Origin of the sequence: Microcoleus sp. D2_18a_B4 (assembly GCF_036702475.1) — a bacterium.
GTDB lineage: Bacteria > Cyanobacteriota > Cyanobacteriia > Cyanobacteriales > Microcoleaceae > Microcoleus.
In genome coordinates this window covers 1-12,968 of record NZ_JAUBTL010000105.1, presented here as the reverse complement: position 1 = coordinate 12,968, position 12,968 = coordinate 1, and the positions used below count along the sequence as shown (strand labels likewise).

The window sequence follows — 12,968 nt, the reverse complement described above, 5'->3', positions numbered from 1 at the left end:
GACTGTAGGCGGCCGCATCCGCTGCCGAGTTCATCCCCACGCCTGAAGTCGGGGGCTTTCCTCTCGTTTTCCGGTAAGAACAGACTTGTGCAAAGCTAATTTGCACCGACATATTATTTCTGTGACTGCCAAATTCTCTCGAAATCTTCGATATGTCATGTCTGTCGCAACTGGCCTGAACCTGAGTTCTCAAAACCGACGGGTCAGGATTTGGCCTGCAATGCTTGTGGGCGCGACTGTAACGCTGCTGAATATGGGAGTTCGGCAGTTGGGAGGCCTGCAAAGCTGGGAATTGGGGAGTTTTGACTCGTTAGTGCGCTTGCAGCCCGCTTCCGGCCCCGATCCCCGGCTGCTGGTAGTGGCAATTTCTGAAGCCGATATTCAAGCTTTGGGGAGATTTCCGATTTCCGACAAGACGATCGCTCAAACCTTGACAAAACTGCAAAAGTATCAGCCAAAAGTCATCGGTTTGGATTTGTACCGGGATTTGCCTCAAGCGCCGGGACACCAAGAATTGCTGGCCGCGCTGAAAGCACCGAATGTTGTGGCGATCGAGCAATTGAGCGATTCAGAAAGTCCGGGAGTGCCTGCGCCTCCGGGGATACCGCGCGATCGGGTTGGTTTTAACGACTTCGTGCTCGATCCTGATGGCGTTGTACGCCGCAATTTGCTCTCAGTCTCGCAACCAGACAAAAAGATTGCTTTATCGTTTTCTGTGCAAGTGGCTTTGCTGTATCTCAAAGACAGAGTACAGCAGAAAAATAGCCCTGTTCATCGTCACCAAACCAACTGGGGAAAGGCAGAATTTGTGCCTTTAACTTCTAACAGTGGCGGCTATGCAAATATTGACACCACAGGCTACCAAATTCTGCTCAAATACCGTTCTGGTAAGGATGTGGCGCGACAAGTTAGTATCAGGCAGGTATTGAAGGGGGAAATTGACCCAAGCTGGGTTAAGGACAAGATTGTGTTGATCGGGACGACTGCACCGAGTACCAGAGATTTGTTTTTGACGCCTTACAGCCCGGTTAAAAAGCAAACTCCGAAAATGCCGGGGGTGTTGCTGCACGCGCAAATGCTCAGCCAAATATTGAGTGCGGTTTTGGATGGACGATCGCTGTTTTGGGTGTGGCCGGAATGGGCGGAAATTTTGTGGAACGGTGCTTGGGCGATGGTTGGCGGGGTTTTGGCTTGGCGGATTCAGCATCCTGCGAGGGCAGGATTGGCTGGGGGTGCGGCGTTGATGGGTTTGTTGGGGATTAGTTTTGGGATTTTTACTGGGGGCGGGTGGGTGCCGCTGGTGTCGCCGGCTTTAGGTTTGGTGGTGACTGGTGTGGGTGTCAGTGCTTACAGGAAGCTTTACGATGCTTTTCACGATTCTCTGACGGGTTTGCCCAACCGGGATTTGTTCGTGGATTGCTTGGGGCGGGCGATCGCCAATACTAGGGGCCGGCGCAGCTATCTGTTTGCGGTGCTGTTTCTAGATTTAGACAGGTTTAAGGTGATTAATGATTCTTTGGGCCATTTGGTGGGGGATGAACTGCTGATGGCGGTGGTACTGCGGTTGAGGGCGATTATTGGCTCCGGGGATACTGTGGCGCGGGTGGGGGGCGACGATTTTGCGATTTTGGTGAGGAATGTTGATGTTGCTAGTGCCGTGGATTTGGCCACTCGAATTCACCAAGCTTTAATTGTGCCTTTTGAGTTGAAGGGGCAGGAGGTGTTTGTGACGGCAAGCATCGGGATTGCCCTGGGAGGCGAACCCGCTGCTACTGTCAGGGAACAGCCGGAACACTTGCTGCGGGACGCCCACACGGCGATGTACCGGGCGAAGGCTTTGGGCACGGGAAGGTATCAGGTTTTTAATGCTTCGATGCACGCTTTGGCGGTGGAGAGGTTGCAGTTGGAAACTGATTTGCGGATGGCCCTCAAGCGTCGGGAGTTTTTGCTGCACTACCAGCCGTTTGTATCTTTGGCAAGCGGGAGGATTATTGGGTTTGAGGCTTTGGTACGCTGGCAACACCCGCTGCGGGGTTTGATTCCACCGATGAAGTTTATTCCGGTGGCTGAGGAAACGGGGGCAATTGTGCCGCTGGGTGAGTGGGTGCTGGAGGAGGCTTGCCGGCAGTTGCGGCTGTGGGAGGAAATGTTTGGTTTCGATCGAGCTTTGATTATGAGTGTAAATTTATCTGGGAAGCAGTTTGCTCAGCCGGATTTGGTCGATCGCATTCAGGTGATTTTGGAAACAACGGGTTTGAGTGCCGAGAGTTTGAAGTTGGAGATTACTGAGAGTGTGGTGATGGATGATGTGGAGTCGGCGATCGCAGTTTTGAAGCAGATGAAAGCGTTAAATGTCAAGTTGGGAATTGATGATTTTGGCACTGGTTATTCGTCGTTGAGTTATTTGAGTCGGTTTCCTACGGATACTTTGAAGGTTGATAAGTCGTTTGTGGGGCGGATGGAGATCGAAAGCGAGGGGGAGAATGTGGCGATTGTGCGGACGATTGTGGCGCTGGCTCATGCTTTGGGTATGGATGTGATTGCTGAGGGTGTGGAGACGGCGGCACAATTAGCTAGGTTGAGGTCGATCGGCTGCGAATACGGTCAGGGTTATTTTTTTGCTAAGCCATTACCGAGCGAGGCTGCGACTGCTTTGATGGCTTCCGATCCGCAGTGGTAGTGATGAGTTATTAGTTATTAGTTATTGTATAGCCTTTCGAGCTCTCATATGAGGTACTCATGGGCATAGGGCATAGGGCATAGGGCATAGGGCATAGGGCATACCTCACCACGCTTGAGAACCGCTATACGTTAGAGTTAAAATTGAAAGTCGATCGGGTTCCCAAAGCAGCTATCTAATATGTTAGGTGCTAAAATTAGTGCTAGGAAAACAAACATGAAGCTGAAAGAAATTGTCAGCCATCTCGTTATTGCTCCTCGAAAATTAACAGAGTAGGCTCTTAATTTAGATAACGCTGTCGGTAGCGATAAAGCTGTAATATTTCAGCGTCGTTTAGGATTTCATCAATCAAACTCTGACTTACTGTTAGCACAGATTTCAACTAAAACTCTTGATGCTGAAGCAATGATATTAAATCCGTTAGCATCGGAATAGTAAATTCGAGTTCACTGTTGACAGTTCACGGCGTCAACCGTCAACCGTCAACAGTCAACATCATTCCCGTGTAACCGGAAACAATATTACTTGTTATTCTACAGATATTGATCATTGCCCGATCGCCCTTAGCTCAAAATGGTGTTTCTGCCTGTAGGTATAACCTTTCTCCCAACTGCGGATGCTCAAACGAAAGTTCCCGCGCGTGCAACTGTAGCCGATTCGCAGCAGCCCGACATCCGTAAAGTCGATCGCCCAAAATCGGTATCCCCAACCCTCGAACATCCGCTGCATGAACCCTCAATTGATGAGTGCGTCCCGTCAGCGGCCAAAATTCGATGCGAGTATGATTTCCCTCTTTCGCCATTACCTGAAAGCGAGTAACACTCGGTTTTCCGCACTCCCAATTGACTTGCTGGTAAGGGCGATTTTCTGGATCGCCCCAAAGTGGGAGATCGATCGTCCCCGCATCAATTTTTAGAGTACCCGAAAGCACCGCTTCATAAACTTTGTGAACCTGCTTTTTGGCAAATTGCTGCCTGAGTTGACTGCTAGTTTCTTTGTCCCGCGCTAATAGCAATATCCCTGATGTTTCCCAATCTAAACGATGCACGAGGGTCAAATTTAAACTATCGGGTAACAAGTTACGCAAACGACTGAAAACACTATCTTGATTTTCAAAATAACGACCGGGAACTGACAGCAAGCCAGAGGGTTTATTGACCGCAATTAACCATTTGTCTTCATAGATAATCGGTAGCATTTCGGTAACGGGCAAGATGCCCGTTCCACAAGAAATATGATGATTTGTGGGGAGTAGGGGTTGGGCTTCTAGCCTGCCCGCAACGGGCAAGATGCCCGTTCCACAAGAAGTATGATGATTTGTGGGGAGTAGGGGTTGGGCATCTCGCCCGCCCGCAACGGGCAAGATGCCCGTTCCACAAGAAGTATGATGATTTGTGGGGAGTAGGGGTTGGGCTTCTCGCCCGCCCGCAACGGGCAAGATGCCCGTTCCACAAGAAATATTATTGCTTTTGGGGAGTAGGGGTTGGGCTTCTCGCCCGCCTGTTAAACCCTCATTTATATTAGAAACAATCGGATTTTGAGCCAATCCTGACAGCAAAAAACCCATCAACGGCTGACACCGATCGCCACAAGCGCCATAAAATTCTCCCTGTATCTTATCCCCCGATGGCGGCCCCCACCAAAACTCAGCCATTGCCAGCGGTTTCAGATTGTGTACTGCCGCGTAGTGGAGCAATTTTGGCGCGCAACAGTCGCCGGTGCCAGTGGGAATAGAATTAGTTGCCATCAATGAGGAGATCGATCGCGATTTCCCCAAAAAATTCATCAGAGTGTAAGCCGCGTGCATTTGCGTTTGAAGTTCGCGGGAAAGTTCTTTTCGTTGCTGTTTCAGCGCCCGCATCCGTCGATCCGCAGCTTCAATTAATTGTTTTAGGGGCTGCAATGTTTCATCCCGCTGCCGTTTCAATTGTCTGCGTTCAATTTTCTCCAAACGGCTTTCTTGATTCAGTTGTTCCAGGGCAATTTCTAGTGTTTCTGCTGCGAGAGTTTGACACAGTAACTGGCGTTTTTCATCTCGCTGCAGCTTGCGATTGCGGTGCCGATCGCTCACAACTTGCATTTGCACTTCAAACTCCCGAAATAAGGCTTCATACTCTTGTCGCTGCGGGAGTTGATTGAGTGCAATAAGTTCCTGTTTCATCGCCTCCAATTGAGTTAACGTGCGGGCTTCCTCGAAAGCAACACGATCTCGTCCCGGAATCGGTGGCACCCACCCCTCAACAATGCTGCAACCGTTCAGCAGCCCGGAAAATGCTTTGAGTATCCCCTGTTCCCCCGAAGGCATCTCCACCAGTAATATGCCGTACATCTTCCCTTCGCGATCGTAGGAATCGTCAGCCGCCAGGTACTGCATCAAACCCCGCGCGAGATCCTCGGACATTCGATCGCGCGGGAGTCTCAGCAGCTCGCCGCTTTGAGGACAACGGCCTTCGTACCAATAATTCGGCTGCGAGTCGATCGACTCCCAATGACAGTCCGTGACATCTAAAAGCGCGTGCAATTCTAACATATTAAATTTGGTTTTAAATCTGAATTAGGACATATCTGCTTGTATCCTGGATGCTTTCGGTCAATCTATTTTAGATTTTAGATTTTAGATTTTAGATTTTAGATTTAAGCATTGACCCCACGGATAAATTCGGGGGGCAAGTTTCATCGGATACAGGTTTTTTATTTCACCGGTCCTGAGTCTGCTTTCGGAATGAATCCGGGGGCTTGTATCATGGATGCTTTCGGTCAATCGAAAATCTAAAATCGACTGACGATATCTTACATGGGTGTACCGAACGTGGGAAGGGTGCATAATTTTATACCTACTAGAATTAAGTAAAAATGATTGGTCGCTCCAAGCCTGATATGCTAAATTTGTTTCAAAACAGCAGCGAGATTAAGAAAAGCATAAGTTAATATATAAGACCGCAAGCTTGTTATCCCACTAAATTTTTTATGTGCAAGGCGTATGCCAGACCTCTCGACTTCGGCTCCAGAAAACTCCTCAAACCCCCAACCAGCTCTGCTGCCGCCGATTTTAAGAATTTTTGCAGCATTTCCAGATTACGATCGGGGCAATAGATTGTACGCCGCAGGAAGGTACGAAGCGGCAGTCCTTTGCTACGGAAAAGCGGTTCAAATTAAGCCGGACTGGGCTAGGGCGTGGCTGAATCTGGGCAAAGCTTACAAGCAACTGCATTCCTACGCAGAAACCGTAGCCTGCGCCGATCGAGCTACAGCAATTAATCCGGAAGAATACTGGGCTTGGATGCTGCGGGGCACAGGGCTGTTAAGTTTGCAAAATCACTCAGAAGCGCTCGCGGCTTTCGACACCGCAATTCAAATCAATTCAGAAAAGCACGAAGCTTGGTATCAGCGGGGCAGAGTTTTAGAGGAATTGCAGCAGTGGGATGCAGCAGCAACCTGTTACAAAAAAGCAACCCAACTTCATCCGAATTTGCCCGCCATGTGGTATCGGCAAGGCAACGTGTTGGTTCAAGCGGAGCGCTATCCTGAAGCCGTGACGGCTTTCGAGCGCGCGCTGAAACTCGTCCCGACTAATTGGGAAGCTTGGCTGAACCGAGGTTTGGCTTTGATGAAAGCGGAACGCTACGCTGAAGCTGTAACTTCTTACGATCGCGCCATTCAACTGCAACCACAAAATAGTCTGGCTTGGTTCAATCGGGGCATTGCTTCAGCAAAATTGCACAAATATGCAGAAGCGGTGACAGCTTACGATCGCGTACTGCAAATGCAACCGAACGACTGCGAAGCTTGGTTTTATAAAGGAATGGCCCTCAAACACCAGTGGGCCGACGCGGCAATTGCTTGTTTCGATCGGGCAATTCAAATTAATTCTTTTTATCCCGAAGCATGGATCGGGCGCGGTCAAACACTGTCAGAATCGAGAGATTTTGAAGGGGCGATCGCTGCTTTTGACCAAGCCGTTCAAATTAATCCGAATTTTCCCGAAGCTTGGCTGGGTAGAGGCATCGCCCTAGCAGGATTGGAACGCTACAAAGAGGCAATTATCGCTTACAGTAATGCCCTACAAATTGAAGGTAATTTTCTAGAAGCTTGGAACTTGCGAGGCGAAGCTTTGGAAAAATTGCAGCAATACGAAGAAGCGATCGCCTGTTTTGATAAAGTAATCTCTCTGACTTCAGAAGCAGAAATTACATCAAAAGTAGGGTTGCAACAAGGCGCAGCGCTGGAAAAATTGCAGCGTTACGAAGAAGCCGTCGCAGCTTACAACCGCGTAATTAAAATCGTGCCCGACAATTTTGAAGCTTGGTTGAAACGCGGCAACGCTTTGTCAAAATTGCAGCAGTACGAACAAGCTCTAGCATCATACGATCGAGCAATTACTATCTGGCCGGATAACTATCAAGGCTGGGTACAGCGAGGTCTGATTCTAGGGGAAATGCAGAACTATTCCCAAGCACTCGTCGCTTTTGACCAAGTGATTCAACTCAAGCCAGACAACTGGGAAGCTTGGGCGCAGCGGGGCGACGTTTTGCAAAAATTGCAGCGAACTCAAGATGCCATTAGCTCTTACGGAGTCGCCCTCGAAATCAAACCCGATTACTACGAAGCTCTAGTTAGTCGAGAAGAATTGAGACTCAAGGGCGCGATGTCAGGAAAGTGGTAAGGAATGAGAATTAAATAACTTACAATGCGTGATGGTTCTTGTGGGATGGGCGTCCCGCCCGTCCAGAAATGGCGGGCTATAAGCCCATCCCACAATAACAATTAAAATTGTAAGTTATTTAATTCGCGATCCTTAATATCATGTCCGATAGATTGACCATAATATCCCGGCAGCAGGGCGGGTTTTTGAGATTGTTAATTATTGGCAGATATTGTTGGTGAACCCGCCCCTACCTGATTTGGGGTAATCGACCGGACATGATATAATTCTTACTTTTTTATATAGCATTACTCGGAAATCTTTGCTTCAAAACAGGCATTACCGGACAAGGTTTTTGCTCCTGTAAATTCTCTGGTTTGTTCCAAGTAAAAGGCCCTTTTTTCTCCGCCGCCATCCACAGCAAGCTTTTTGCTCGCGTCATCGCCACATACAGCAGTCGAAACTCTTCGGCTGTTTTCAAATAACCTGCTTGTTCCCAGGCTTCGCCTAGATTTGGTAAAGGATATTTTTCGTGCAAACTTGCTCGAATCTGTGCTCTCGCTACCTCTGCTAAAGTGAAATCTCCTAAAAATCGGGCTTGCGGCAAAACTCGCAAATTTCCGGGGATGGTTTGTTCGTGCAGAAACGGCAAAAATACGCAATCCCAATCCAATCCTTTAGCTTTGTGCATGGTAATAATTGTTAGTTGACCTTTGCTGGTATAACGTTCTTCTATTTTGTCGTCTGCATCCACAGGTTCAAATCTTTCGGAACTAACAATTTCGCTAAGTACATCCAAAATATTCCGCATTGAATTGTTGCCGGCTGTCTGGATTGCTACCCGTTCTGCTAATTTGTCGGCCGTGGCTAATTCTGTTTGGTCGTATTGCAGCGCTAAGGCTAAGAATGAAATGATTTGGTAGGGTGGCAGTTCTAAACTAGCTTGCAGCAAACCGCAGCAAAAATAGCGGCATTTGCGAACGGGGTCTGACTGCTGCGGGTCTAGCGGGCCTGGGTAAAGGAATTGCTCGGGGCTAGTCGCAAAAGCATTGTAGTCTTGTTTGGGGATGAGTTGCCGATCGCTCAAAATCTTTAAGGCTGCTTTCAGGTAGTCTGGAGAGTGCGGGCGATCGAGAAATTGCAGCAGTGTTAAGATTTCCCAAGGTACTTGAGAATGTCTGTCGCGTTCTCCCACATCTTCAATTTTAATCCCGTATTTCCGCAAATCAAAGCTTAATCCGTGTTTTTGAGGATTTTCTAGCACTTCTTTGATAAACTTACCTTGTTTGTTTTCCCGCACTAGAATAGCCATCGATTTCAGATTTTCTAACGGCAATTTTGCGCTATTTTCCCCCTCGCTAGGTTCAGGGTCTGATTCGATATTTTTGCCATTTATTCCAAATTCAAACTCTGCGGGTAAAAATTCTTCTACTAACTCAATTACCCGCTTGCCAATCAACTCAACTGTATGGTAAATATCGCGGGGAGTATGCAATTCTAAGCCTCGACCAATGGGAGCCGGATTTGCATTTTGCTGCGGGTCATCACTGGGTACGGGCTTAATAGTTTGGTCGCGAAAAGGCTTTTCATTTTTCGCTAATTCTGAGCCATTTACCCATTGCAACATAAAGTTAGCCGCATCGATAATTACTTGGGTGCTGCGGCCTGCACCGTCCATTGTCGCTAACTTATTCTCTACTTCGCACTCATCACAAAATTGGTTAAAATAAATCGGGTCGGCGGGAGTAAAAGTAGAATTAATAGCTTGATTTGGGTCGCCAACTCTGATAAAATTGGGAGGTAAAGTAGGATGATCGGGATCGATCGCCAATGTTTCCAAAAGCCGAGTCTGCAAAGGTGTCGAATCCTGCGCTTCGTCCTCAAAAACGGCAAATACTTGCTTTTGCTCGATCGCCCTCGCCTTCGGATTGTCCAACACCCGCAAAGCTGCTAAAATCATCTCGTCGTAATCTATAAATTCCCGACTCCTCAACAAAGCCTGATATTTTTGATATAAACCCCCAGCTACTGCTAAAATTTCATAACCATCCCCAGTATCAAGAGCGCTCATTTCTAACAACTGTTCGGGAAACAAACCAGAAGATTTAGCCTCGTGAATCACAGTTTTAGCTACCTGTGGCAAAATTTCCGTCCGCAAAACCGATTGTCGCCGCAGCCTCTCCGTTTCCTCTCCATCGAATTGCTGTCCTTCCAACAAAACTTGATATCGGCGGGGATTTTCGGCAATCCAAAGTTCTACACAGGTACGAATTAATCGGTGACTTTGAGTTGGAGTAACTAAGGTTGAATTTTCTAAATTTAAACCCGACAAATCAGGATGGCGCATCGCAATATTCAAAGCTAAACCGTGCAAAGTGTGCACGGCAAAACCGCCTTGAGATAAAGACAATTCTGTCAATCTTTCCCGAATTTTAGCTTTAATATTAGCAGCAGCCGATCGCGTAAATGTCACGACAATTAACTGGCGGCGGCTGTGAAGCCCGTTGCGGGCGATCGCAATTGCCGACGCAGCAGCCATTCCCGTAGACTTCCCGGCCCCCGGAACCGCCGAAACAGCAAGGGGGCCGCCTTGCCAGTCCGCCATGTCCTGCTGGCCCGCACGCAAGCTTTCGCGAATTTTAAGGCAAGCTTGTTCTCGCAAAGCTGCGGCAGAGTCTAACCCAGAGGAAATGTTGCCAGGGCGATCGATATTCGTTGTCGATCGCATAAAATCAGAATCAAATTCATCAGTCATTATTACATCCGCATTTATCTGCGTTCATCTGCGGTTAAAAATAAAAAAATCTGCAACCTCTACCGTTTCCATTTCGGTATCGGCTAAACTAACACGATCTATTCGAGCTTAAATTAAAACCAGCATAAAATTCAATACCCAAGCCTTTTTTAGAGGAGTCACCCAAATGAAAACTCACCTCAAAATCAATTCCCCCCCGCACCCAGGGCTGTTTCATTCTCACCAAAAACGAGGTTTTTGTAGGGGTAGTGCCCCCGTGCCTACCCCCGCCACCAACCAGCGCATGGGGGTTTCAGGCCAAAAGGGCCGGCACGGGGGCGCGGCCCCTACCAAGAATGAAACCGCCCGGCCCCCGCACCAGCCAAACCCAAACTCAGCCAACAGCAGCACAACTCGTTTGGCTGTGGCAGTATTCTTAACTTTATCTTCAGCCATTGCTTTGCCTAGCTGCGGTGGAGCTACATCCAGCAGCCATGAAAACCAAGTTGCCGCATCGGCTCCACAATCGGCACCAGCACCGGAGCCAGCAGCCCAAAGGTCAAAAACTTCTGGTGTATCAAAAAAAGTAGCAGAAACTCCAGCAACCCGTCCCCAACTGATTAAAAAAGCCCAACTCAGCGTAGTTGTCAAATCTATTGACGCCAGCACTAAATCTGTTACTAATATTGTCGAAAAAAACCAAGGCGATATCTTGGGTTTCCAAAATCAAAAGCCTCCAAATTCCAGTGTCCGCCAAACCGCGTCTGTGCAGATTCGCGTGCCTCAAGAACAGTTAGAAACTACTTTAGAGGCTTTGGCAAAACTTGGAACTGTAGAGAACCGTTCTCTGACGGCTGAGGATGTTACAGCTCAATTAGTTGACAGTGAGGCTACACTGCGGAACCTCCGCAAATCAGAAGAAATGGTGTTAAAAATTATGGAGCGATCGGGTTCTATCGGCGATGTGCTCAAAGTTTCTCAAGAGTTGAGCAACATTCGGGAGTCGATCGAACGCATTGACGCTCAGGTAAAAAGTTTGCGAAATCAAGTAGCCTATTCGACTATTAGCTTAACTCTACAAACAGCAGTATCCGCTCAACCAACTCCCGAACCTTCTCTAGGTTTGCGGGTACAGGAAACTTGGGGGAAAGCAACTCATTCTGTGGGTGAATTGACGCTCGGTTTGTTTGGTTTGGGTATTTGGCTGTTGGCTTACAGTCCTTATTTGCTGTTAATCGGGGCTGCGGTTTACGGCTTTAATCGATTTAAGAAACAGCATTCTGTTCCGACAATTCAAGAACCGAAACCGCCTCAGTAGTCATTAGTCATTAGTCAGTAGTCAGTAGTCATTAGTCAGTAGTCAGTAGTCATTAGTCATTAGCCATTAGTCATTAGTCAGTAGTCATTAGTCATTAGTCATTAGTCATTAGTCATTAGTCAGTAGTCATTAGTCAGTAGTCAGTAGTCATTAGTCATTAGCCATTAGTCATTCCACCCACATAAAATTTATCTATTGTGGAACAGCAGGAAAACCCGTTCTTAACACCAACGACAACTGCCAACTGACAACTGCCAACTGACAACTACCAACTGACAACTGCCAACTGACAACTGACAACTGACCACAGTCAACTGACTAATCATCAATTTGCCATCCATCTTTGGTATAGTCTTCATCCACAATCTTTTTCGGACGCATCACCAGAACAACTCGCCCCAATATCGGAAAATCAGGGGATTGTTCAAACCAGTACAATTCTAAATTGCCAGCGTTATCGGCTAGGAAATAACTCTCAGCATCCCACTGTCTTTGGGCTCGATCGGCAATAATCAAAACTTCTTCAACTTTGCCTTGCAGCGGTACCGGCAATTTATCGCTCATTTCCAAAACCGCCACCGGATCTTCAGCGTTCAAAATTACCTGCCATCCGGGAATCGCCACCCAAGCTCCGGCTCCAGAAAATTTTACCATTCGGAACGGCTCGATTTCCTCCGGCAAAGGCACTGCCAGCAAATCTCTCGTAGAAAGCGGCAATTTGCCCACAACCGGGACAATCCGGGGCAATTGTTCCTCGGTATCGAGCCGGTAGACGGGCAAGCGGGGCGCTTCCCGTCTCGGAACTACGGTAAAATCAACGAGCAACTGCTCGATTTGCGCCCTAGCGGTTTGGCTGCTAGCTAATTTTAAACCGCGAGCAATTAAGCGCGATCGCTCTTGCAAATCGCTTTTCTGTCTCGCTAATTGCCAGCATTGGTAAGCCATAGCATCACCGGGAGTGTCTGTGAAACCTTGGGGGAGACTCCCGAAGTGCGAAAACTCCTTGATCGCTTTAGCAACTTGGCGAGCATCGTCAACATCCAAATTGTGGGTTAGCATCAAAGCAGCGGCCCCTGCCCGCTCTACTTGAGAGAGAATCCGAAACTCGTATAAGATATCGCTACCTTTTTTCAAGAAGTGCGATCGAACTTCCTCTGAAGCCCCAGCATTGACCATGCTGGTGTAAACTTGGGCTGCGACGCTTACTTGATTTTGCTGAATTGGCTCAAAACCAGTTTCTTCAAAAATCCTTTGAGAGTTGTAGCCAGCTTTTAGCAGTGCTGTGCAGGCCTGTCCCCACTCTACCCAAGTGCCTTCTTTGCGGCGGAGCGATCGAATTAACTTTTCGGCATCCACAGCATTGGTGGAGGGTGCAGATGCAGGAGGGGAGGAATCTTGCGGTGTATCAGTCATAATTGAATCAAAAACTAGCGCTAAGTTATGTGTTATTGGATACCGGCAAGGCTCGTGTCGCGGCAGAGCGATAGATTAATAGTAAGTGAGTTATGAGACTATTGTTACCGGAAAACGAGAGGAAAGCCCCCGACTTCAGGCGTGGGGATGAACTCGGCAGCGGATGCGGCCGCCTACAGTC

General features: G+C 48.0%; 6 protein-coding genes and 1 pseudogene. 4 read left to right on the top strand and 3 right to left on the bottom strand.

From position 1 onward, the window contains the following. The first annotated feature begins 157 nt into the window (after positions 1–157). Together QUB04_RS31565 and QUB04_RS32695 are read left to right on the top strand one after the other, a co-directional pair. Complete coding sequence (locus tag QUB04_RS31565; protein WP_333290615.1) at positions 158–2,680, top strand: EAL domain-containing protein; 2,523 nt, start codon at positions 158–160, stop codon at positions 2,678–2,680. Between the two features lie 288 nt (positions 2,681–2,968). Then, positions 2,969–3,115: pseudogene (locus tag QUB04_RS32695) on the top strand (hypothetical protein); the annotation flags it as partial. 133 nt (positions 3,116–3,248) lie between these two features. Here the strand turns inward: QUB04_RS32695 and QUB04_RS31560 are convergent. Continuing rightward, positions 3,249–5,210 carry a pseudouridine synthase gene (locus QUB04_RS31560; RefSeq protein ID WP_333290614.1) on the bottom strand — a complete coding sequence of 654 codons (1,962 nt, stop codon included), beginning with the start codon at positions 5,208–5,210 and terminating at the stop codon, positions 3,249–3,251. 450 nt (positions 5,211–5,660) lie between these two features. On the opposite strand from QUB04_RS31560, the gene QUB04_RS31555 reads away from it, so the two are divergent. Further along, positions 5,661–7,343: a tetratricopeptide repeat protein gene (locus QUB04_RS31555; RefSeq protein WP_333290613.1), complete on the top strand. Its 1,683-nt coding sequence runs from the start codon at positions 5,661–5,663 to the stop codon at positions 7,341–7,343. A gap of 277 nt (positions 7,344–7,620) precedes the next feature. Here QUB04_RS31555 and QUB04_RS31550 read toward each other — a convergent pair whose 3' ends face one another. Further along, complete coding sequence (locus QUB04_RS31550) at positions 7,621–10,077, bottom strand: ATP-dependent helicase (RefSeq protein ID WP_333290612.1); 2,457 nt, start codon at positions 10,075–10,077, stop codon at positions 7,621–7,623. A 166-nt stretch (positions 10,078–10,243) separates the two neighbouring features. Here QUB04_RS31550 and QUB04_RS31545 point away from each other — a divergent pair, with 166 nt between their 5' ends. Then, positions 10,244–11,374, top strand: coding sequence for a DUF4349 domain-containing protein (locus tag QUB04_RS31545; RefSeq protein WP_333290611.1), 1,131 nt, complete (start codon positions 10,244–10,246; stop codon positions 11,372–11,374). A 318-nt stretch (positions 11,375–11,692) separates the two neighbouring features. On the opposite strand, the gene QUB04_RS31540 is transcribed toward QUB04_RS31545, so the two are convergent. Then, a complete protein-coding gene (locus QUB04_RS31540; protein ID WP_333290610.1) occupies positions 11,693–12,787 on the bottom strand; it encodes a RuBisCO accumulation factor 1 in 1,095 nt (364 codons plus the stop codon). Positions 12,788–12,968: the final 181 nt, after the last annotated feature.

Excerpts from the sequence above, each read along its gene's own strand:
- QUB04_RS31565 (WP_333290615.1), top strand. The coding sequence starts at position 158 with ATGTCTGTCGCAACTGGCCTGAACCTGAGTTCTCAAAACCGACGGGTC.
- QUB04_RS31560 (WP_333290614.1), bottom strand. The coding sequence starts at position 5,210 with ATGTTAGAATTGCACGCGCTTTTAGATGTCACGGACTGTCATTGGGAG.
- QUB04_RS31555 (WP_333290613.1), top strand. The coding sequence starts at position 5,661 with ATGCCAGACCTCTCGACTTCGGCTCCAGAAAACTCCTCAAACCCCCAA.
- QUB04_RS31550 (WP_333290612.1), bottom strand. The coding sequence starts at position 10,077 with ATGACTGATGAATTTGATTCTGATTTTATGCGATCGACAACGAATATC.
- QUB04_RS31545 (WP_333290611.1), top strand. The coding sequence starts at position 10,244 with ATGAAAACTCACCTCAAAATCAATTCCCCCCCGCACCCAGGGCTGTTT.
- QUB04_RS31540 (WP_333290610.1), bottom strand. The coding sequence starts at position 12,787 with ATGACTGATACACCGCAAGATTCCTCCCCTCCTGCATCTGCACCCTCC.